Below are 22,581 nucleotides of genomic sequence, written 5' to 3' on the forward strand. Positions count from 1 at the left end.
TCTTTTTTTTGAGGAGAGGGGGCGCTTGACAGTGCTTGAAATTAATGCTTTATCGCCTGAAACTGCTGAAGCCTATCGGCAATTTACGTATCGCTCCTACAAGGATTGGTTGGTCAAGCCGGAAGCTGGAAGTGACTCGGGCGAGCGGAACATAGCGCTTGGGGCCAGCTTTATGGGCCAGCCTGTCGGTCTTCTCCTCGTTCATCCGCCTACTAAAGACGAGCTCGCTAGAGTGCTGTCCATCTTCGTGGGCGGGAGTTTCCGCAATCTCGGCATCGGTGCAGCTCTGATGAAGGAGCTCAGGGCGTCTATTGAGCGAAATCGTTGGAAGCAGGCGTGCATCGAGTATTATGCGTTAAACAATTACAAGGCGCTGGAGAGGGTGCTGGCCAAATCCGATTGGCAGCTGCCCGAAGTATACAGCCGCTACTACCGATGCGACATCTCTGTTGGCCGAGACAGCCGATGGATTCAAAGATTCAAGCTGCCTGCACGCTGCCGGGTCATTCCGTGGAATGAGCTGCAGCGGGACGAATTGATGGCCATGAATTCACTTCAGGAAAAGGACTTCGATGCTTACTTCGCACCGCTTCACGCTGAAAGCACCATCGATTGCAGCTGCAGTCTGGTGCTGAAGATAGACGATGAAATCGTCGGATGGTCGATCGTTGACAGGGAGCTGAAGGATACGCTGCTGTATCGGGCCTTATATATTCGCGAGTCTTATCGCGATCAAGGGTTAGGTCTGGCCTTAGCAGCGCAAACCGCACAGAGGGTGAGCAGATCCGATGCTACTTATCTCGTTATCCAGATCTTGTCGAGAAACGAGCGAATGCGGAAGGTGGCGGACAGACTCCTTATGCCGATGCAGCCTGTCGTCACAGAATACAAGCGGGCGGTTCTTGACCTATAGCTGGGGCGTTAAGCAGAAGCGAGCTCTTGCTCAGCCGTACTTATGCTGAATTTCATGTGAATTCACCACTAACTAAAAAAACGCGCCGAGGCGCGTTTTTTTCATTTTGAAGCAAAAAGCAATCCTCACATTAACTGGATTATGACGAAAGAAACAAAATGCTTCAATTCTACATTGGCTGGACTCCATGCTTAATCCGAAACATGACTTTAAGCGGCAGGTTCGGTTTTGGACTCAGCTTGGTTCGAAGAGGGAGATAGCGCCCCGCTGGTGATAAATACAAGCAGCGAGCATGCCAGGCAGACTCCCGTAAAAATCCCCACGGCAGAATAGCCGGAGAAAGCCGCATACAGCATGCCTGCCGCCCAAGCCCCGCACGTCGTCGCCGCGTTCATGGTAGATGTAGCCAGACTTGAGATCGTGCCCCGAATGGTTGGGTTTAAGCTATTCAAGAGACCGACCATTAGCGGGAACAAGATGCCGAGAATGGTGAAAATGAGAAAGTAAACGCCCTTGACTAAAAATACCGATGATGCATAAGGAAGGGCAATATAAGCCGCAATGATTAGGAGCATCCCCGCCGTCATCGTCCGAATCTGGTTTAGCGCTTTTATCACATATGGACTGAGCAGACTTCCGAGAAAATTACCAAGCCCCAGGAAAATGATCACATAGCCGGTCTCATCGATCGAAAGCGTGAAACGGTCCGACATCCATTTTCCAAGAAAAGCGAACGCCGCGCTGCTCCCTAAATGTACAAAAAAGTAAGCGAGGAAGGTGCCTCTAGCTTTGCCGCTTGTCATCAGAGGGGCGTACCTTTTGAATATGGAAGGCTTAGCCCCTTGCCGCTCCTGCTGCGGCTGCTGCAGCCTTTGCGGTTTCATGCTGGGCACAATGAGCAAGACGGTACCCGCCAGCAGCAGCGAAAAGATGCCGATAGTCCAGAAGGGAAGGGACCAGCTGCCTGCAGCAAGCAAGCTTCCGATCGGCACGCCGAGCGCTTGAGAGATGGCGAGCCCTGCGTAGGCTACGCCCAGCGCTTTGCTGATTTTGGCGGGAGGGAACAGCGTCGGAATGGCGGCCCATACTTGCGGTGCGGTAAAAGCAGCGCTGACCCCCGCCAAAAACCGGAAGAGGCACATCGTCCAGAAATCGACGGCGAAGCCGCACAAGAAGGTGGAAACGGCGAAGCAGGTCAGTCCGTAGAGCAGTACCTTTTTACGATCCAGTCCATCGGATAAGGGACCGGCGATCAACGCGAACACAGCTGAGCCCAAGGTGTAGGCTCCCATCATCCATCCCGCCATCTCGGTAGGGACGGCGAAGCTTTGCTGCAATGTCGGGATCAGCGGGGAAATCAAAAACGTGTCCGTACCGATTACGAACATAATCAGAAAAAACAAAACGATCCATTTGTTCATTGTATTCACCATTTTCTTTTAAAATTTGATCTTGACCTCATTGTAGTAGATAATAGTGACAACAGTTGTCATAAATATAAAAATAATGGAGTCTTAGGCATGTCCAAATCAAAGCGTCTGCTGGAACTGATGATGACGGTAAACCGGAAACGGAAATTTACGGTGAAGGAGCTTGCGCAGGAGTTTGGCGTATCTACAAGAACGATGCTTAGAGACCTGCAGGAATTAAGCGAGCTGGGCGTCCCGCTATATTCGGAGGTAGGTCCTCATGGCGGTTACCAGGTATTGAAGGAACGAATACTGCCGCCTATCGCCTTTTCCGAAGAAGAGGCGGCTGCGATGTTTTTTGCCGTCTATGCACTACGGCATTATTCGTCGCTGCCTTTTGAATCCGAATCCGCATCTGCATTAGATAAGTTTTATTTGCATATGTCTGGGGATGTAAGAGATCGTATTGATCAGATGAAAAACCGCGTGGATTTTGTAACGCCGACCCGACAGCAGGAATCCCCCTATCTGTCCATTCTTCTTGAGGCGGCCGTTCAACAGAAGGTGCTGCGCATCGAATACGGGTCGCAAGGGGAGGAGGCGTGCCGGAGCATCCAGCCGATCGGAATTTACGCCAACAACGGCTTGTGGTTTTGCCCGGCGTACTGCTTTCTTCGCCAAGGATTTCGTATTTTTCGCTGCGATCGCATGCATTCGGTGGCCAATGATACGTCAGGTATGAAGCCGTTGGATTTGCGGGACGTACATCTGGGGAACCGGGAGTCGTTCTTCCAGACGGAGAAGGAGTCGGCGTCCGAGCTTTACGTAGAACTGAGCCGTCATGGCGTTCAAATGTGCGAGGCGGCATTATGGCTCGGAGCTCTGCTGAATATCCGGGAGGACGGAACCGGCTGGCTGGAGGGCCCCATTCCTCGGAATGATCTTGCCTTTTACGCCCGGTTCTTCATAGGTTTGGGTGTTGAGGCGACAGTAGAGCGCCCCCCGGAGCTGATCGGATTCATGAAAACGCTGTTCAAGGAAATCATGTCCAAATACGAATAAGCTAAGATAAGTATATGAACCGTTACTTTAACATTGGAGGAATAAAAGCATGAATACGAATAAGAAAGAGCTTATCCCAACAGCCCGGCAGCTGATGGAGCTTCATGTGAACGCGCTGTTCACGCACGACCAAAGCATGAGGCTTCGCGCGATTAACGAGCCATGGCCCGGAGAGGCCGAGGCTCCTCGCTTTTTCTTGGGGCGGACGACAGAAGGGACGGCTTTATGCCGATTTCGGCACGATGTTCCGGAGCAGCTCGTCGAGCAGCTGGAAGGTTTATGCTCTGACGAACGGATAGCGGCGGATATCGAGGCTAAACCAAAGCATTTAGAGGACTATATGAACCTGCTTCAAGGGGAGCGATTCACCATGGGACCGTGCTTTCTAATTCCTGCCTATGCTGAGCCGACAATGCAGGTGGTAGGTCTCACCAGGGAGACTATTGCGGATTATGTGCTCGGCGATTTGCAATGGCTTGAAGAGGAGATCGACTACGTGCAGCCTTGTGTGGCGCTTGTTCTCGATGGAGCGGTCGTTTCGGTATGCCGCAGCGTCCGCATCACATCCGAGGCACACGAAGCAGGGCTGGAGACCGTGGAGCGGTTTCGCGGTAACGGATATGCCCAAGAAGTTGTCGCCGGATGGGCAATGGCAGTACGGCAAGCGGGCTGCCTCCCGTTATACAGCACTTCTTGGGATAATCATGCATCCCGAAGCGTGGCCGGTAAATTAGCGTTATCCTTCTATGGAAGCAATTTTACCATTTATTAACCTTGCAGACGAAAAGGATGTTGATGGAACCCTTCCCCTTTTTCTGGATCGCGATCTCTCTGTCACTCCCTCTTTTTGGGGGTATTTTTTCATGGAAAATAGTGGTGTATTGTATTATCTGTGTTGATGCAAAAATAAAGAAAAACACATGTAATGATGATTATTTTGATTATTGTATTATTAGATGAAGTGATACTAGAAATAGTAATTCAACTGTATTGTTTTATCGAGGACCCCATATGTAAAGTGGACTGGCACACATGGCCTATGACTCCATGATGCTGACCGCCGCGAATCATCCCCATCAATTGTTTGGCGGCTGTTCGGCCCATCTCGTAGAAAGGCTGATTGATGCCGGTTACATCGCAGCGAAGCCGGTAGTTTAAGTTGGCTGTATCATAACTAACGAGAGAAATATGCTGCGGGATACGGTAGCCGAGCTTTTCCAGACAGATCATGACCGCCTCGGCTGTCTGATCATTGGCGCAAAACACAGCGGAGCATTGCAGCTGTTTCAGCTTTTGTTCGAAAAAAGGGCAGTGTGCTTCGAAGCCTTGTTTAAAATCTTCGATTTGCATCGGAATGAACACGTCCAACTCGGAAGGGGCTTCGAGACCCGTATCGATATGCGCTTGCTTGAATCCAAGCCACCTCTCGTTCAGCGTGGGCAAATGGGAGTTGCGGACGAACATGATGCTGCGGTGTCCGTGGTCCAACAGAAGACGTGTCAGCTTATAGGCGCCGATCTGGTTATCGCTGGTTACATAGGGCACGTCCATATCGTAAGCGTATCGGTCCAGGAGCACGGTATGGATGCCGTTGTCGGATAAGAGCCGGAGCAGCCGGGCGTTGGCATGCTGCTGGCCGCTTTCCAAAATAGGGCACATGATCAGACCGTCCACCCGTTTGGCGATAAGCCCCTTGATCGTCGTTTCCAGCTTCTCGAAGCTTCCATCATCGCTCGACGACAACAGGCTGCAGCCGTATTGATGCACTTCGTCGTCCATTCCTCTTAGGGCGCTTGCCCAAACGGGATTCTCAATACCGACTACAGTAGCGGCAATAAGCCCCGATCGTTCGGGATTGGACATGCCGGCGGCAATGAATTCCCCTGCATAAGTACCTCTGCGGCTGTCGCGAGACAGCAAGCCTTCTTCCACCAGTTCCTTGATGGCTTTTTCGACGGTATTGACACTGGAGCTATAATATGCGGCAAAGTCACGGCTGGATGGAAGCTTCACGCCGTGCCCCCAAGTACCGCTCAACACGCGGCTTCGAATATCCGCTTTAATTCTTTCATAGGCGTATGTCATGTTTGTTTCAACCTTTCTATGGAAGGATGTAGCACTATTGTATCTAATTGAATGTACATATATTGTATCATCTGTGTCAGTTGTTTTGTTAGTGAAAATAAAACGGTCACAGCGATGCTGATAATAGAATGATTTTTATTGATTTCATGCCGATAAGAGATTAGTTTGATCGAAAAGCGGTTCTGTTCAGCTGAGATCTCTCTCCATAAAATGGAAATGAAACGAGGCTTGAATGAAAAGGGGAGACGATGGGATGAGAGAGCAGCTGTCATGGAAAGTGGGAGGCCAGCAAGGGGAAGGGATGGAGAGCACGGATAAAGTTTTTTCGCGGGCATTGTCACGGCTCGGATATTACTTGTACAGCTATAGGCATGTCTCATCTCGTATACTTGGGGGCCATGCGAATAACAAAATCCGCATCAGCACCAAGCCGCTGCGGTCCACAGCGGATGATCTGGACATTCTGGTCGCTCTTGACCAGGAAACGATTGACCGGAATGCGCAGGAGCTCCATGCCGGGGGCATTGTCATTGCGGACGAGAAGTGGGGTCCTGTGCTTCCCGACGGCATCTCGGCACGACTGCTCCCCATTCCAATGACCGCTATCGCGGTACAGGCCGGATCGGCATTGTTCAAAAACATGGCTGCATCGGGAGCCTCATGGGCGCTCCTAGGATTGCCGATGGAGCTTTTTTTCGAGGCTATCGAACGGCAGTTTGCTCACAAAGGGGAAGCGGTAGTGCTCAAAAACAAGCAGGCCGCACAAGCTGGGGCCGACTATGCATTGAGGCTGGCCGGAGGCTCGCTTCCCGAGCTGCAGCTGGCTCCCGCTGACGGTAAACCGAAGCTTTTTATGATCGGAAATGAAGCCGTCGGACTTGGAGCGATCGCAGCAGGCTGCCGGTTCATGGCGGCTTATCCCATAACACCGGCAACGGAAATTATGGAGTATATGATCAAGCAGGTGCCAAGTTTCGGCGGAACCGTGATTCAAACGGAGGATGAAATTGCCGCTATTACGATGGCGATAGGGGCGAATTACGGCGGCGTGCGAGCATTTACCGCTTCGGCGGGACCGGGCCTCTCTTTGATGCTGGAAGGAATCGGTCTGTCGGGCATGACGGAAACGCCAGTAGTCATTTTCGACACGCAGCGCGGTGGTCCGAGCACCGGGCTACCGACGAAGCAAGAGCAATCCGACGTTATGGCGGCGATTCACGGGACTCATGGGGAAATTCCGCTAATTGTCCTCGCGCCAAGCACCGTCGAGGAGTGCTTTTACGATACGGTGGAAGCGTTCAACCTCGCTGAACGGTACCAATGTCCGGTTATCGTATTGACGGATCTGCAGCTGGCGATGGGTAAGCAATGTGCAGACAGATTGGATTTCAGCCGCATATCCATAGACCGGGGAAAATTGCTTTCCGATGGGGACAGGCGGCCCCTAGGAGCAGCGGATGCGGAAGCGAACTCAGGTGAATCGTTTCGCAGGTATGAGCTTACCGCTGACGGCATCTCCTCCCGGATACTGCCAGGCACCAAATCAGGTATTCATCATGTGACCGGGGTCGAACACGATCCGTTCGGGAGAGCATTGGAAAGCGCGGATAACCGCAAGCGAATGATGGATAAACGGATGCGGAAGCTGAAGGATTTTACTATAACGCATCCAATTGATTCGGATGGAGGTTACGAGGATCCGGAGGTGCTCCTTATCGGCATGGGCTCGACGAGAGGGGTTATGGACGAGGCGAGAGGACGGATGGAGGCATTAGGCATAAAGACGAAGCGTATCGTCGTTCGTCAGCTGCATCCTTTTCCGGTGGACGCGTTAGCTGTTTCCATCTCGCAAACATCCCGGGTACTCGTAGTGGAGCATAATGCGACGGGACAATTAGCTTCGCTGATCCGTCTTCACTACGGAATAGGAATCGGAAGCGACGACAGGCTCCATTCCATAGTAAAATATGATGGAACGGTATTTATGCCGGCGGAACTGACAGCAGCCTGTGTCGGCATCTATAACGAAGGTAGACGGGATGAGCTCAACGACCGAAGGAAGCAGGGGAGGCATAAACGATGAAAGCGACCGAGATGTTGTAGTTTCCATATGTATGCAATTCATGTAAAATATACGTAACAGCAAGAGAGAGACCCGTTCTCTCTCTTTTCTTTTAATCGATATCTCCTACATAGGAAGGAAGGGAATCCATATGAATGCTGCGGTAGAGTTTTATGAGTTCCATATTTGGTCGTATAAGACCTTGCTCGAGCATTTGGAGAAGCTGCCTGAAACCGTATTGATTGCGGAATTTGCGGAAGGGTTTCGGAGTATCGGAGACGTGCTGCTGCACGTTTATAACGGAGAGCATTTTTGGCGGTCGGTTCTAAGTGCGAAATTTCCGTATTCCAGCTTGGATGGCAATATGTCGATTTACGAATGGAAGGTGCTGTATGCTTCACTGCATCAAACGACGCGCGAAATAGTGCTGGATTCATCGGATCCGGCACAGCCGATTCAATTTAGCAGCCGCAAGGGCAGAGAGATGAGCAATACGATACAGGAAATTGTGCAGACGGTAGTCAATCATGGAACCTACCACCGCGGCAACATAGCTACGATGCTTAGACAGCTAGGACATAAAAGCGTCTCGAGCGATTACGCGTTTTACCTGAACGATTTGCGCAGTAACTAGCACGCCAATACCTACAAAGCTTAGAGGAACGGAAATGACAATAAAGCGAATCATCGCAAGCTTGATCTATGCCGTATTAGCCGCAATCTATTTATATGGATATAAACTGTTGAACCTGATTATCGACGAATTCGATTCTTCGTTCAGTATGATAAGTGTTACCGGTATTCTTCTGCCTTTCGGGCTGGCGGTGGTGGTGATGGTCATCGTCAGCTCCTGCTTTCGAAGCGTGCGGATGAAAAGTGCTTTCATAGGACTCAGTCTGCTGCTTTTTTTGACTCCCGTTCTATATAGTGTGAGCAAGCTGACCGCGAATGAAAGACAAGCAGTGAACCCACTCCGGCAGGCGGAGCTTGCGAAACGGTTCAAGGAGGCATTGCGCGGCGGAACCGACGGAGCTCCGATCTCCATGGCTTCTGTAGCGCCTTTTGACTGGGATCGGTTGATTGTTTTCGGCCCCTACGTATCTCCATCCGAGGTTAATGGCAAGCTGGGCTATACTTGGACGCGAAGCTCTTTTTTGAACAGCAACGAGACGGACTACACCATTTTATTTGTGAACAACGGTAAAGTAGTGCAGTCCTTGTATTTTGCGGGCAGCGTAGATCCTGCGATTCTGGGGACATTTTGGCCGAATGATGTCATGCTCGCCGTTGATAACCAGCAAGGAACCTTCAGGCTGCCTCATTTGAAGAAATATAAGGAAGAGAAGGAATCCGATCCAGGATGAACGGGTAAAAAGAAATGAAATGGATTCATTATGCAAATAATAGGAAAAGACGGTATTTCATATGTGCTGCGATTTGATCGAAAGTAAATAAATGTAAAAAGGTGCTTTATCATTGACGGGGTCGGCCAACCGTAATAATATAGCATTAGCGCTTTAAAGCTTTTTCACTATACACAGGAGGGGTCAATTTATGAAATCAGCAAAAATTTTATCGCTGCTCGTTGCCGTACCTTTGATTTTCGCGGCCGGCTGTGGATCGAAAGGTACTGGAACCGCATCCAATAGCGGTGGTGCTGCCGGTACACCGGATAAGAAAGTCGTTAAGATCGGAATTTCCCAAATCGTGGAGCACCCGTCTTTGAACGCAACGCGGGAAGGATTTCTTGCGGCATTGAAAGATGGGGGCTTCGTAGATAAAGATAATTTGCAGGTCGATTATCAAAATGCGCAAGGCGACTCTACGACAAATTTAACCATTGCTCAAAAATTTGCATCGGATAAGAAGGATTTGGTGCTGGCGATTGCAACTCCGTCCGCTCAAGCGGTAGTGCAAAATGTGAAGGATACGCCGGTATTGTTCGCGGCTATTACGGATCCTGTCGGCGCGAAGCTGGTTAAATCGTTGGACAAGCCGGGCGGCAACGTTTCCGGTGCTGCCGATACGAACCCTGAATCGATCACCAAGCTGATGGACTTTATCGCTTCCGATTTTCCGAAAGTGAAGAACGTCGGGGTTGTTATTAACGAAGGCGAGCCTAACGCGGTTGTCATGCTGAAAACAGCTGAAGCGGCACTGGCCAAGCACAATATTAAAGTGGTGAAGGCAGCGGTTGCCAACAGCTCCGAAGTGAAGCAGGCTGCCGAGTCTCTGGTTGGACGCGTGGACGCATTCTATACAACTTTGGACAACACGGTAATCAGCGCAGTAGAATCTATCATTAAAGTTGCCAATGATAAGAAGATTCCTTTCTTCTCCGCAGACCGCGACACTGTAGAAAAAGGCGCTATCGCGACTTACGGCTTCAAATATTACGATCACGGCTATCAAGCCGGCAAAATGGCTGTTGAGATTTTGAAAAACGGTGCGAAGCCAGCCGACATGAAGGTTACATTCCCTGATAAGCTGGACCTGATCATCAACCAAAATTCAGCTAAGCAGCAAGGGGTCGAAATTACAGACTCCATGAAGAGCAAAATGCAAGACAAAAACAACTTGTTGAACGCTGCTGCGAAATAATATTAGGAAATTTGGAGTGACCTTCGCTTAATTGGGAAGGTCGCTCTTCATTCTTTTTTGGAGGCTGCATACATGGACGCTTTTTGGAGTTCCGTGGAACTCGGTTTAATTTACGCCATTATGGCGCTCGGTGTGTACATTACATTCCGGATATTGGACTTCCCCGATTTGACGGTTGACGGAAGCTTCACGACGGGCGGAGCCATCGCATCCGTCATGATCGCAGGCGGTTCGTCGCCGCTGCTTGCAACCTTGTTCGCTTTTGTAGGCGGAATTATTGCAGGGGCTTGCACAGGATTGCTGCATACGAAGGCCAAAATCAACTCGCTGCTCGCAGGGATATTGATGATGATCGCCTTATATTCGATCAATCTCCGCATCATGGGCAAATCCAATATCCCGCTGCTCGGTGAAACGACGCTGATGACGGATATTAATGTGCTCTATGTCATGCCGTTCGTCATTATTATCGTGAAGCTGCTTCTCGATTGGTTCCTGCACACGGATATGGGCTTGTCGCTTCGCGCCACGGGTGACAACCAGCGGATGATTCGCAGCTTCGGCGTCAACACGGACAATACGATCATTACCGGCGTCAGCTTATCGAACGGTCTGGTTGCACTGTCCGGAGCGCTCGTCGCACAATATTCGGCGTTTGCCGAAATTACGATGGGTGTAGGGATGATCGTTATCGGGCTTGCTTCCGTTATTATCGGCGAAGCGTTGTTCGGAGCCCGTACCGTGATCTGGGCCACCTTCTCGGTCGTTCTCGGCGCGATCCTATACCGGTTGATCGTTGCGCTGGCGCTGCGTGTGGGCCTGGAGGCGACAGATATGAAGCTTATGACGGCATTAATCGTTATTGTCGCGTTGGCATTACCGATGATCCGTAAGAAATTCAAGCAAAAGGCATTGATTCGGAAACGAGCCAGCCAACTGGGAGGAGAGTAACGATCATGCTGCAGCTGCAAAAGGTAGCAAAGCTGTTTAACCCGGGAACCCCGGATGAAAAAGTGGCGTTGTCCGGCATTAACCTGCAACTGAAGGAAGGCGACTTCGTCACCGTGATCGGAAGTAACGGAGCCGGGAAATCGACATTGATGAATATCATTTCCGGTGTCATGATTCCCGACGCGGGAACGGTGCATATCGAAGGCAAAGAGGTGCAATTCGTTCCGGAGCACAAGCGGAGCCAGTGGATCGGCCGTGTGTTCCAGGATCCTATGGCCGGTACGGCGCCGACGATGACCATTCAGGAAAATATGGCGATAGCTTATGCCCGCAACAAAACCCGCGGCTTGGGCTTCGGTGTGAACTCCAAGAAGCGGGTGCTGTTCGCCGAGCAGCTGAGCCGTCTTGGCTTGAATCTGGAGAGCCGCATGAACGCGAAGGTCGGCTTGCTGTCTGGCGGGGAGCGGCAGGCGCTAAGCCTTCTGATGGCTACGTTTACGGAGCCGCGCATCCTGCTGCTGGACGAGCATACCGCTGCGCTGGACCCGTCCCGTGCGGAGCTGATCACCCGATTGACACAGCAAATCGTTCAAGAAATGAATTTAACCACGCTGATGGTTACACATAATATGGAGCAAGCTATTCGCCTCGGCAACCGGCTGATCATGATGGATAAAGGGAGAATTATTCTCGATGTGCCGGAAGAAGAGAAGAAGACGTTAACGGTCGAACGGCTGCTGCGGGAATTCGAACGCATCCGCGGCGAGAAATTTGTGGACGACCGGGTTGTATTGGGTTAACACGCATGTTAGTCATATTGAAAAGCGCATGATCCTGTTGGACAGGACATGCGTTTTTTTTGTCTGGCTCTGAGACGGCGCCGCTTGATGCATCAATGAATGCTAACGCAAATAGCCAGAACGGTATTTGGCAGGCGATATTCCGGTATGCTGACGAAACACGCGCAAGAAATAGTTGTAATCGGTAAAGCCGACCTTGGTGACGATTTCTTTTAACGGCAGATCGGAGTGATGCAGCAGCTCTTTGGCCTGTTCCATCTTGATCCGGTTGGCATACTGCAGCGGCGTCATTCCGGTATGCTTCTTCAAGCATTTGGACAAGTAATCGATATGGAAATTAAATCGTCTGGATAAGTCATCAAGCCGAAACGGCCGGTCTGAGGTCGCATACAAATAGTTGATGATTTGCTCGCTCAGCTTTTGGCCGGGTGAAAACACACGAGCCCGCAGCTGCTTCTGGAGAAGTGCAAAAAACTGGCACAGAAGCGTCTGCAGCGGCAGCTGATTTTCGACGGAAAAGCGGTTGTTCAGCTGAAGCATCTGATCGAGCAAAGGGAACACCTCCGACGTCTCAATCGCACCGGACTTTGGAATGTACATGGTTTGTTTGCTGGGCTCTAAATCTCTGTAAGTCGGTGAAGGCGATACCGCCGTCCATTGGATTTCGTCCGCAGTTACGGTGCGAAGCGGGAGGAAGTGCTTGAAATGCACGTAATACAGCTCGGTACCTTCTTTGCTTCCTTGATGTCCCCAGTGGCGGCGATGGGGCTCGAGCACGAGAATATCGTTTGCTTTCAGCTCATACTCCTTCTCCTGCTCGGTCATATAATAGGCGCCTTGTTTTACAATCAGCAGATCGTATAATGAGAAGCTTCGTTCGTAATGGTGGGTGCCTGTTGGCGGCTTGGTCAGGCCGATCGTCATAAATTGCGGCAGCGGCGGTATTTGCAGTTCTAAACAGTCCATAGCGGTCCTCGCTGAGATATTTTGAAAGCGTATAATTTTACGTATTCCTGCTTATTGTACCTTTGGGAATCCTGAAAAATCAAGGAATGCAGCAATAATAAAATACTGATATTGTGCTTAAAGCTATCGGAATTCTCTCTAGTACTGCCTTTCAGCATATGATTTAATGGGGAAGAGTACTAGTCTCATAGCTATTTATAATCATCGATAATAGAAGAGAAGGAGAGAATAGGAATGTCTCTTGCAGGTTTGAATTTGCATCAAAAGCTGAAGCCGGCGCCATTGAACGGCGGTTTTCGTATGGAAGGATACTGGGTGTGGTGCGGGTCCGTAGTCAAAGGAGAGGACGGCCGCTTTCATATGTTCGCTTCCCGCTGGCGCCAATCGCTGCCCATGCATCCGGGCTGGATTATGGCTTCGGAAGTAGTGCGTGCGGTATCGGATACGCCGGAAGGTCCATACGAGTTCCAAGAGGTTGTGCTTCCTGCCAGAGGAGCACAGTTCTGGGACGGACGCAGCACGCATAACCCGCATATTACGAAATGCGGAGACACCTATTTGTTATATTACATGGGCTCGACGCATCCGCTTCCTGAGCCTGCTGAAGGAGAACAGGTCGGTCTCGACGATCCGAGATGTATCGTTGGCCGTGCGAACAAGCGTGTCGGGCTTGCAACGTCGAAGAGCGTATTCGGGCCTTGGGAACGTTCGGATTCGCCGCTGCTGCCAACGCGCCCGGGCAAATTCGACAGCTTCCTGACTTCGAATCCGGCTCCGTGCGTTAGTCCGGACGGCTCTGCACTGCTAGTGTACAAAGCAAGAAGATACGAAGGCAATGTACATGGCAAAATGACTATCGGCGTGGCTCATGCAGAACATTTTACAGGTCCTTATGTACGCAGCTCGGATGATCCGTTGTTCTCGCCGGAGCAATTTCATATCGAAGATCCGTTCATTTGGAAAACGGACGAAGGCTATGAATTGATCGCCAAAGATATGGAAGGCAACATCGGCGGGGAGAAGCACGGCGGAGTTCACGCCTTCTCCAGAGACGGTAAGGAGTGGGCGTTCAGTGAAGCGCCGAAGGCTTATTCCAGGACCATTACATGGGAAGACGGCACGGTTCAGACTATGGGGAGTCTCGAGCGCCCGTTTCTGCTGTTCCAGGACGGCAAGCCGACGCACTTGTTCTGTGCGGTAGCGAACGGTCCCGGAGGCTTTCAAAAAGCTACGCAAACTTGGAATATGTGTATTCCGATTGGCGAATAACCTGCAAGCGGCTGACTTTGTCGGCCGCTTTTTTATTTATTGCATTATAGTCCTAATGATCTGCAAGACTTAGGTCGGGGAGAGGGCCAGCCTAGGGACGGTTCAATCATCAGGATGATCGGAGTAAACTTAGGGAAGCTTACAACTGAGCGAATCTATCGATGACAGGTGCTTCCAATGATTGAATCCTACTTATTTCCCATACGCTATGCGCTTCTGACGTTTCCTATTGCCGCACTGCTGTTTACGCTTCCGTTCCTTATTATCCAGTACCGGATGTACGGTTATGTGAACAAGTTTCGGGGCTTTGTCGTATATTCCGCGCTGCTTTATTTGATTACCGCATATTATCTCGTTATTTTGCCGCTTCCCGATACTACTCATACGTGCACGGCATCCGGGAATACGTTTACGCAGTGGATTCCGTTTCAATTCGTCCAAGATTTTTGGAGAGAAACGGCGCTAGATATCCATAATCCATCCACTTATGCCGTCCTGTTCAAGGAAAGGGCTGTGCTGCAGGTATTGTTTAACGTCTTGCTGCTTGTCCCGCTCGGAATGTTCCTCAGGTATTATTTCCGCTTTTCCTTCCTGTGGACAACCGCGGCTGCGTTCGGATTATCGCTGTTTTTCGAGTGGACGCAGTATACGGGGCTTTATGGATTTTACGACTGCCCGTACCGTTTGTTCGATATCGACGATCTGATGCTGAATACGATCGGGGGTATGCTTGGGTATGCGCTTATGAAGCTGTTCTCCAAGGTATTGCCGAGCATGGACCAGCTGGACGATAAAGTCGATTTGTCATTGATCCGGGTAGGCTATGTGCGCCGGTTTATCGCTTTTCAGATCGATTGGGTCACATTGATTCCATTCGCTGTCTTCCTGTACTTTTTCGGGAATCCGATTTACTTTGCCGCGCTGGTGGTTGCCTATTTTATTATTTTGCCTTATATGACGAACGGGTTTACGCTGGGCAAGTATATCGTGCGAATCCGGCTGGCGGGACGGGGAGACCGGATCCGGTTAACCGAATTGATCGTCCGCTACGGGCTGCTGTATTTCCTGCTGGGCGGAATTCATGCGCTGGGATTGTATGCGGCTGTACAGCTTCACTCCGTCATCCTGGGCTGGATGATCTTAGTCCCTTTGTTGGCTGTGGACATCCTATTCACAGGACATCTGGCATACCGGCTGTATAACCGGGAAAAGGGGCTGTTCTACGAAACGAAAAGCGGCACGCGGCATATTGTATCGTGACGTAAGAAGCGTTCGGACTCTCTCCGGATGCTTCCGGGTGTCGAGAAAGACTAATCTTCGAAATTTGTTTATTAGCAAGGCGGGAGTATGCCTCGGAAGAGTTTACGTCCGCCTTTGAAACCTGTGAGAATACCGCTAATTCTATTCAAAATCACAGGTTTCAATAGCGGCTGGAGGGGCATACCCCACTGGCGTATACAAACAAATTCGTGTCTCGTGGCATTCACAACCATCTCAAGCATTCGGAATCTCTCCGGATGCTTTTTTTTTGTTCACATAAGACCGGTAGAAGCTATGACAAGAAAATGAAATAATAAGGCGCAGAAAGCATTGATCCGTATAGAATCTTGAATTTGCTTGAACTACAATGGGAGCATGTCAGCTTGACAAGCATGCTGATGATTATTTGCGCTATAAAGGAGACAGCTTCAGATGAACACGTTCCGTAACCCGATATTGCCCGGATTTTATCCGGATCCATCCATTTGCCGAGTAGGGGAGGACTACTACTTAGTTACCTCCTCATTTGAATATTTCCCGGGCGTCCCTATTTTCCACAGCAAAGATTTAGTGAACTGGCGGCAGCTCGGGCATGTGCTGGATCGTCCCTCGCAGCTTGATCTCGACGGCACCCCAACATCCAAAGGAATATACGCCGCCACGATCCGGCATCACCGTGGAACGTTTTACATGATTACGACGTTCGTCGTAAGCGCTACCGGCGCGCGGAGAAATTTTTATGTTACCGCCAAGGATCCTGCAGGACCGTGGTCTGATCCGGTCTGGCTTCCGGATGCACCGGGGATCGATCCTTCCTTGTTTTTCGATGACGACGGCAAAGCCTATGTCATGGCCAATCGGCAGCCCCCGGCAGGCCAGCAGTATCCGAAGCATATGGAAATTTGGCTGCAAGAGCTGGATGTTGAGAACGGCAAACTGGTTGGAGATAAATTCAGTCTGTGGGACGGCGCATTGAAGCAAATTCATGCGCAGGAAGGCCCGCATTTATATAAAATCAACGGCATGTATTACTTGATCATTGCCGAGGGCGGCACAGGCTTCACCCATTCGGTGACGATAGCCCGAAGCGAGACGATCACCGGCCCGTATGAAAATTGCAAGATGAATCCGATTCTTACCCATCGCCATTTGGGAAGAAGCTATCCGGTCGTCAATGTCGGTCATGCCGATATCGTCGATACTCCGAACGGGGAGTGGTGGATGGTATGCCTTGCTTCGCGACCATATGGGGGGGACTATCGCAATTTGGGCAGGGAGACGTTCCTGGTGCCGTTCGAATGGGAAAAAGGCTGGCCCGTCGTCAATCCCGGTAAAGGAATCGTGGAGCTGGAAATGCGCCGTCCCGAGCTTCCGGAGAAGCGGTGGGCATCGGTTCCGGCCTGCGATCATTTCGACTCGGCGGAGCTCGGAATGCAGTGGAATTTCATCCGCACTCCGAGAGGCGAGTTCTGGTCCTTGTCCGAGCGCCCGGGCCATTTGAGGCTGAAGCTGAAGCCGGAGCGAATAACGGACAGTGTGAATCCGAGCTTCGTAGGACGCCGTCAGCAGCATATGGATTTTGCCGCCAGAACGGTAATGGAATTTACCCCAAGCAGCAAAGGTGAAACTGCAGGATTGGTCCTTCTGCAAAATCCCGATTATCAATACCGGATGGAGTATGGCTGGAGCGAGGAAGGATCGAAGCTCAGCCTCATTCAGCGAAAAGCAGGAGAAGAAGCCGTGCTGGCCTCTCTGCCGATGACGGCATCGAAACTGTATTTGAAGGTGGAGGCTATCGGACAAGCCTACAGCTTCTATTATGCTACGGAGGCGGAGCAGTGGCTGCCATTGGTGGAGAGTGCGGACGGAACGCTTCTGAGCTCAGATGTTGCGGGTGGCTTTATCGGTGCTTATATGGGGATGTATGCCAGCAGCCAAGGGGAGCACAGCAGCCATGCGGCGGATTTTGACTGGTTCGAATATGTCCCGCTTTGAAACTAATCGAGGGGTGAATGGATATGACGGCGATACAACAGGAAATCGAACAGCAATTAGCTGAAATGGACGAATTGTTTTCGGGATTTTACGGTTGGCTGGCGGGTCAGTACGACCCGGTCTCCGGGGGATTCTACTACGCGAGAAGCTCCTTCGATATGGAGAACTTTATCCCCGATATCGAATCGACCGCACAGGCATTAACCATTCTGCAGCGATCGGGCTTGCTGGAGCAGCTTCCTCCTGCGGTGAAGAGCAAGCTGGCACTCTTTTTCCAAAACAAGCAGGATCCGGCGTCCGGTTATTTTTATGATGAAAACGAAAATATGCGTAAGGACGAAGTCATGGTGATGAGAGCTCTCGGCTACAGCACCGGCTCGCTTCGCAAGATGGATTCGCAGCCGCTATACGCCCTGCCTCACAACAATCATTTGCGTCCGGATTATTTGAGGTCGCCGGAATCGTACGTGGAATGGCTGAAAGCGGTGGATCTGAGCAACAGCTGGCGGGGCTGCGACTTTATGGGAACTCCAAACCATCATATCGCCAAATTCGAAGAGAAGGAGCGGCAGGCGTTCGTCGAAGCCGGTGCCCGTTATTTTGCTTCTATCCAGGATACGCAGACCGGACTATGGGGCGAAGGCAACCGGTACATCCGCATTTCCGGTACGTTTAAGCTGAATGCTTTTTACTCTACGTTCGGCGTGCCGGTTCCGCATGTGGATCGTATCTATGAAACGATTAAGCAAACCTTGAGGGAGGACGAAGCAAGCGATATGTGCTGGATTCGCAACCCGATCGATCTGCTCGGTACCTTCCGTCATGAGCTGCACATTTCACCACAGGATTTGGCCGAAATATTGAGCATAACGGTCAGCAATATGCGGAAGCTTCTGCGTGCGGACGGAGGATTTTCAAGAGAAATTCACCAGTCGCCGCCGGCTCCTAATGTGGCACAGGTGAAAGAGGGAACCGTCTACTCTTACATGCCGGTCCCGGTTCCCATCGGTCTAGGTAAGGTTGAGGGGGATATGAACGCCGGGACGCAATCGCTGCTGATTCGTGAATACAGCTGCAAGCTGGCGGGTCTGGAGCATCGGCCGTTAACTGCGTATACAGGGACTTTTCTGAATCAAATTCAACAGCGGATAAAGTGAGGAGAGGAAGACCTATGACCAACAGAACGTACTCCAATCCGATCCGGCCCGGATTTCATCCCGATCCATCCATAGTGAGAGTCAATGATGACTATTACATGGTGAATTCGACGTTTCAATTTTTTCCGGCCATCATCATCTCGCATTCGCGGGATCTCGTGAACTGGGAAATAATCGGCCATGCGATTAATGATTCCAGTTATATTAAGCTTACGGACTTGCCGGATTCCTACGGAATATGGGCTCCGGATATTTCTTACCATAACGGCGCGTTTTATATATTCGCCACGCTTCGTCTGCATGGATCGGGACGTCAAAATATTATGATGACCTCCAAAAGACCGGAGGGGCCCTACTCTAAGCCGGTGGTCATCAATGAGGAGGGGCTGGATCCTTCCCTTTTCGTCGATAATGACGGAACAGCCTATATGGTGTTCGGCGGGGGCGGGGCAAGGCTGCAGCGACTGAACGAGGACATGACCGCTGCCGTCGGTGATCCGCTGCTTCTATGGCCGGGTACCGGCAAAGCGTCGCCGGAGGGGCCTCATCTGTTGAAGAAGGACGGCTATTACTACATCATTCTGGCCGAAGGCGGCACCGAGTACGGTCATTGTGTTTCCGTGGCACGTTCCAAGTCGCTTACCGGCCCCTATGAAGCTTGCCCCGGCAATCCTGTGCTGACGCAATCCGACCCGACAGCGGCGATACAGAGGGCCGGTCACGGCAAGCCGGTGCAAACGCAGCATGGGGATTGGTGGATCGTTTACTTGGCTGGACGGCCGATCGGCGGGAGTTATTGCGTGCTCGGAAGGGAAACGTGCCTTGATCCGGTTCAGTGGACTGAAGACGGCTGGTTTCGGGTGAATGACGGCAAGGGGCCGAGTATGGTTCAACAGGCGCCAGAGCTGGAGGAAACGCTGTTTCCTTCTATCGACACCGATGACTTCAATGGCGAACGGCTGCCGCTTCATTGGCAGTTTGCCAGAAATCCTGACGACAGCTTATGGTCGCTAACTGAGAGGCCGGGCCATTTGCGGCTATGGACGGGAGATGCAGATATCGATTCGATAGATTCGCGCAATGTTATTGTCCGGCGAGAACGGCATCACCGGTACATGGCTAGCTTGAAAATGGAGTTTCAGCCGGAAAGGAACGGCGAACAGGCCGGTCTTGTGTGCTACTACGATACCCGGTGCTTTGTGAAGCTGTGTCTGCTGTACGATGACGGCTTGAAGATCCGGCTGGTCGAAAGAAGAGCATCCATAAGCAGGTGTTTGCAGGAAAAAGCCGTTCCTGCTGGGGCCGGCAAGGAGCTGTACTTCAAGGTGCTGGTAAACCGTGAGAACCGAAGCTTCTATTACAGCCGCGATAATCGGGTATGGGAGTACGTGGGGACGATAGAGGACGCTCAGTTCTTGAGCGATGAGGGGACGCAGGAGAAAAAGGCGTTCACCGGTACGATGGTTGGCATCTATGCGACCAGCTCCGGGACGGGGAGCAGGGCTGCTGCCGATTTCGATTGGTTTCACTATGAGTGCTGATCCGCAATACACCATAAGCCGAACCAGGCGATCGACGCCAGGGCTCGGCTTTTTTCTATGGGATGATGAGACCGGGAAAACCATAATCCCTGCCATTGAATGCTTTTACAAGCTGCTGCCCGGCTGTTTATTTTGCTTGCGGTATCGAAGCGGGGTCATGCCGGTCACTTTCTTGAACGTCGTGTTGAAATGCGCAACGTGCTCGAACCCTGTTTTCTCGGCGATAATCAGCACCTTCTCGTTCGTCTCCCTGAGCAGGCGCTGGGCGTCCTTCACACGGATCAACTGCAAATATTCGCGGAAATGAAACCCCGTTACTTTCTTGAACACTCTGCTCAAGTACGAGGTGCTTATGTAAAATTGTTTGGCAATCTGCTCCAGCGTTACGTTCTCGTGAAAGTGTCCGTTCAAATAGGTGGCAATTTCGGAAATTTTCTGATGCATCGGATGGGCGTATTGCAGCGGCTCCTGCCGGCTGCTTGTGCTCTCCCGGTATATTTTGATCAGAAGCTGCCGCATTACCGACTTGACGTAATCAACGTAGCCTTCCTGCTGCTGCTCGCACTCGGCAAGCATGTCCCTCATCATTTGCTCAATGATCGTCTGGTCCTTGATGGAAAAGCGGAGCAGGCGGGAGCCTTGAACAAACGGCAGAAAGGGCGAGCCGCCGGGAGAGCCTTCAATCGGTGCGAACGTCTCGGAGAAGTTGACCAGAATCCGCTCGAACTCCTGCACGTCGGTGCTTGTCGTCCGGTGAACGTCGTAAGGGTTTACAAGAATCATATCGCCTCGGCGCGCGGTAAAAATATTACCGTTAATGAAGTACGTGCGCTCTCCCTGGAGCAAATAATAAATCTCGTAAAACGGATGAAAATGCGGTGTCGACATCGTCGAGAAGCCTTTGCGATACATGTATTGGATCGAGAAAGAGTCATTCTCGATGAAATATTTAGGGCCGAAAATATCTGACAATCGAGCTTCCTCCTCAAGCATGAGCTTATTTCATATTACCACATAACGATTTTATAGGTTCAGGGAATTTTCTTGCCCGGATGAGGAAAAAGATGCTTGACAAACAAAATTAACATGTCATAATGATAATATCAAAACGACAATATTGATAGCTCGGCAGGTGAACCCCATGTCTTCCCAAGAGAACGAATCCAGCTACAACCCGCGTAAATACCGAACGCCCGATGGCGCGCCTGCGGATATCGTCATTTTTACCATTACGGCTCAAACGAAGCAAGGCATTAAGAAATCGCTGCCCGTGCGTGAACTGCAAGTCCTGTTAATCCAACGCAAGCAATGGCCGTTCGCAGGACAATGGGCACTTCCGGGAGGCTTTTCCCAGGAGACGGAAACGATCTATGAAAGCGCGAGACGCGAGCTGTCCGAGGAAACCGGCGTGGACGATGTCCATATCGAGTACCTTAATGTGTACAGCACACCGGGTCGCGATCCCCGCGGCTGGATCATTTCTCACGCATTTTTCGCGCTCGTGAACGAAACGTATTTGGAGAAACGCCATGCAAGCGACGATGCCGCGGATGTCAGGCTATTTTCCGTCCAGGAGGCGCTCGAAATGGAGCTGGCATTCGATCATCGGATCATCCTGCAGGACGCGCTGATGAAAGTCCGGGAGAAGATGCTGACTACGACGATCGCCAAGGAGTTTCTGCCGAAGCGGTTCACGATGAGCGAGCTGTATCAGGTCATTCAGACGGTAGTTCCCGATTTCGAGGAGAAAAACTTCATTCGCAAAATCACATCGACCCAAAGCAGGAAAGGAATTATCGAGGAAGTCAAGGACGCTGACGGCAAGCCTTTGATGTCGAATAAATATTCGCAGCGCGCCGCACAGCTGTACTGCTTTACCGATTACGTACCGAAGCTGTCCATTTACAGCTGAGTTGATCCCTATTCCCATTGAAAAGAGGATGGTTCGATATGAAAGCTCTTGTTGTGATTGATTATACGGTAGATTTTGTTACCGGCAAGCTGCCTTGCGGCCAGCCTGCCATCGATATCGAGGACCGGATAGCCGAATTGACCGACAGCTTCGTCCGAGACGGGGATTATGTCGTCATGGCCGTCGATTTGCACGACGAATCGGATCCGTATCATCCCGAACAGCGGTTGTTTCCGCCGCACAATATCAGGGGAACGGAAGGAAGAGAGCTGTACGGCAAGCTCAAAGGCGTGTATGAAGCGAACAAGAACAAGATCTATTGGATGGATAAAACGAGGTACAGCGCGTTTTGCGGGACCGATCTGGAGCAGCAGCTTCGCGCGCGGCGCATTGACGAGATCCATCTGGTCGGCGTATGCACCGACATATGCGTGCTGCATACGGCGGTGGATGCCTATAATAAAGGGTTTTCGATCGTCGTCCATCAAGATGCGGTCGCTAGCTTCAATGAAGCCGGACATACGTGGGCTCTAAATCATTTTGAGCATACGCTCGGCGCCGCATTGCGGTAATGGTTTTAGATGTGCCGGATCAAGGC

General features: G+C 51.1%; 20 protein-coding genes. 16 read left to right on the plus strand and 4 right to left on the minus strand.

Going from position 1 to position 22,581, the window contains the following annotated elements:
* The first annotated feature begins 31 nt into the window (after window positions 1-31).
* The gene (locus DVH26_RS17350) at window positions 32-913 is read left to right on the plus strand and encodes a GNAT family N-acetyltransferase (RefSeq protein ID WP_239635405.1); all 882 of its coding nucleotides are present in this window, start codon (window positions 32-34) and stop codon (window positions 911-913) included.
* Between the two features lie 209 nt (window positions 914-1,122).
* Here the strand turns inward: DVH26_RS17350 and DVH26_RS17355 are convergent, their stop codons facing one another.
* The gene (locus tag DVH26_RS17355) at window positions 1,123-2,334 is read right to left on the minus strand and encodes an MFS transporter (RefSeq protein ID WP_239635020.1); all 1,212 of its coding nucleotides are present in this window, start codon (window positions 2,332-2,334) and stop codon (window positions 1,123-1,125) included.
* A 99-nt stretch (window positions 2,335-2,433) separates the two neighbouring features.
* Here DVH26_RS17355 and DVH26_RS17360 point away from each other — a divergent pair, with 99 nt between their 5' ends.
* Together DVH26_RS17360 and aac(2')-IIb are read left to right on the plus strand one after the other, a co-directional pair.
* A complete protein-coding gene (locus DVH26_RS17360) occupies window positions 2,434-3,384 on the plus strand; it encodes a helix-turn-helix transcriptional regulator (protein WP_239635021.1) in 951 nt (316 codons plus the stop codon).
* Window positions 3,385-3,433: 49 nt separating this feature from the next.
* Window positions 3,434-4,156 carry a kasugamycin N-acetyltransferase AAC(2')-IIb gene (gene aac(2')-IIb / locus DVH26_RS17365; RefSeq protein ID WP_239635022.1) on the plus strand — a complete coding sequence of 241 codons (723 nt, stop codon included), beginning with the start codon at window positions 3,434-3,436 and terminating at the stop codon, window positions 4,154-4,156.
* A 209-nt stretch (window positions 4,157-4,365) separates the two neighbouring features.
* Here aac(2')-IIb and DVH26_RS17370 read toward each other — a convergent pair whose 3' ends face one another.
* Window positions 4,366-5,469: a LacI family DNA-binding transcriptional regulator gene (locus DVH26_RS17370; protein WP_239635023.1), complete on the minus strand. Its 1,104-nt coding sequence runs from the start codon at window positions 5,467-5,469 to the stop codon at window positions 4,366-4,368.
* Window positions 5,470-5,722: 253 nt separating this feature from the next.
* On the opposite strand from DVH26_RS17370, the gene DVH26_RS17375 reads away from it, so the two are divergent.
* The 6 genes from DVH26_RS17375 (at window position 5,723) to DVH26_RS17400 (ending at window position 11,883) form a co-directional block, all read left to right on the plus strand.
* Window positions 5,723-7,552 carry a 2-oxoacid:acceptor oxidoreductase subunit alpha gene (locus DVH26_RS17375; protein WP_239635024.1) on the plus strand — a complete coding sequence of 610 codons (1,830 nt, stop codon included), beginning with the start codon at window positions 5,723-5,725 and terminating at the stop codon, window positions 7,550-7,552.
* Between the two features lie 130 nt (window positions 7,553-7,682).
* Entirely contained in the window at window positions 7,683-8,165 is a 483-nt protein-coding gene (locus DVH26_RS17380) for a DinB family protein (protein ID WP_239635025.1), read from the plus strand.
* 34 nt (window positions 8,166-8,199) lie between these two features.
* Window positions 8,200-8,895, plus strand: coding sequence for a hypothetical protein (locus DVH26_RS17385; RefSeq protein WP_239635026.1), 696 nt, complete (start codon window positions 8,200-8,202; stop codon window positions 8,893-8,895).
* Window positions 8,896-9,085: 190 nt separating this feature from the next.
* Window positions 9,086-10,132: an ABC transporter substrate-binding protein gene (locus tag DVH26_RS17390; protein WP_239635027.1), complete on the plus strand. Its 1,047-nt coding sequence runs from the start codon at window positions 9,086-9,088 to the stop codon at window positions 10,130-10,132.
* 72 nt (window positions 10,133-10,204) lie between these two features.
* Window positions 10,205-11,083 carry an ABC transporter permease gene (locus DVH26_RS17395; protein ID WP_239635028.1) on the plus strand — a complete coding sequence of 293 codons (879 nt, stop codon included), beginning with the start codon at window positions 10,205-10,207 and terminating at the stop codon, window positions 11,081-11,083.
* A 5-nt stretch (window positions 11,084-11,088) separates the two neighbouring features.
* Complete coding sequence (locus tag DVH26_RS17400; RefSeq protein WP_239635029.1) at window positions 11,089-11,883, plus strand: ABC transporter ATP-binding protein; 795 nt, start codon at window positions 11,089-11,091, stop codon at window positions 11,881-11,883.
* Window positions 11,884-11,985: 102 nt separating this feature from the next.
* On the opposite strand, the gene DVH26_RS17405 is transcribed toward DVH26_RS17400, so the two are convergent.
* Complete coding sequence (locus tag DVH26_RS17405; protein ID WP_239635030.1) at window positions 11,986-12,849, minus strand: helix-turn-helix domain-containing protein; 864 nt, start codon at window positions 12,847-12,849, stop codon at window positions 11,986-11,988.
* A 234-nt stretch (window positions 12,850-13,083) separates the two neighbouring features.
* Here DVH26_RS17405 and DVH26_RS17410 point away from each other — a divergent pair, with 234 nt between their 5' ends.
* The 5 genes from DVH26_RS17410 (at window position 13,084) to DVH26_RS17430 (ending at window position 20,071) form a co-directional block, all read left to right on the plus strand.
* The gene (locus DVH26_RS17410) at window positions 13,084-14,118 is read left to right on the plus strand and encodes a glycoside hydrolase family protein (RefSeq protein ID WP_239635031.1); all 1,035 of its coding nucleotides are present in this window, start codon (window positions 13,084-13,086) and stop codon (window positions 14,116-14,118) included.
* 177 nt (window positions 14,119-14,295) lie between these two features.
* The gene (locus DVH26_RS17415; RefSeq protein ID WP_239635032.1) at window positions 14,296-15,378 is read left to right on the plus strand and encodes a VanZ family protein; all 1,083 of its coding nucleotides are present in this window, start codon (window positions 14,296-14,298) and stop codon (window positions 15,376-15,378) included.
* Between the two features lie 432 nt (window positions 15,379-15,810).
* Window positions 15,811-17,373 carry a glycoside hydrolase family 43 protein gene (locus DVH26_RS17420; RefSeq protein ID WP_239635033.1) on the plus strand — a complete coding sequence of 521 codons (1,563 nt, stop codon included), beginning with the start codon at window positions 15,811-15,813 and terminating at the stop codon, window positions 17,371-17,373.
* Between the two features lie 23 nt (window positions 17,374-17,396).
* The gene (locus DVH26_RS17425) at window positions 17,397-18,530 is read left to right on the plus strand and encodes a hypothetical protein (RefSeq protein WP_239635034.1); all 1,134 of its coding nucleotides are present in this window, start codon (window positions 17,397-17,399) and stop codon (window positions 18,528-18,530) included.
* A 14-nt stretch (window positions 18,531-18,544) separates the two neighbouring features.
* Entirely contained in the window at window positions 18,545-20,071 is a 1,527-nt protein-coding gene (locus DVH26_RS17430; RefSeq protein ID WP_239635035.1) for a glycoside hydrolase family 43 protein, read from the plus strand.
* Window positions 20,072-20,176: 105 nt separating this feature from the next.
* Here the strand turns inward: DVH26_RS17430 and DVH26_RS17435 are convergent, their stop codons facing one another.
* Window positions 20,177-21,043 carry an AraC family transcriptional regulator gene (locus DVH26_RS17435; RefSeq protein WP_379451923.1) on the minus strand — a complete coding sequence of 289 codons (867 nt, stop codon included), beginning with the start codon at window positions 21,041-21,043 and terminating at the stop codon, window positions 20,177-20,179.
* 169 nt (window positions 21,044-21,212) lie between these two features.
* Between DVH26_RS17435 and DVH26_RS17440 the strand changes: the two genes are divergently transcribed.
* Window positions 21,213-21,983 carry an NUDIX domain-containing protein gene (locus DVH26_RS17440; RefSeq protein ID WP_239635036.1) on the plus strand — a complete coding sequence of 257 codons (771 nt, stop codon included), beginning with the start codon at window positions 21,213-21,215 and terminating at the stop codon, window positions 21,981-21,983.
* Window positions 21,984-22,021: 38 nt separating this feature from the next.
* Entirely contained in the window at window positions 22,022-22,555 is a 534-nt protein-coding gene (locus DVH26_RS17445; protein ID WP_239635037.1) for a cysteine hydrolase family protein, read from the plus strand.
* Window positions 22,556-22,581 lie beyond the last annotated feature (26 nt).

The sequence above is a fragment of the Paenibacillus sp. H1-7 genome (assembly GCF_022354825.1).
Lineage (GTDB): Bacteria > Bacillota > Bacilli > Paenibacillales > NBRC-103111 > Paenibacillus_S.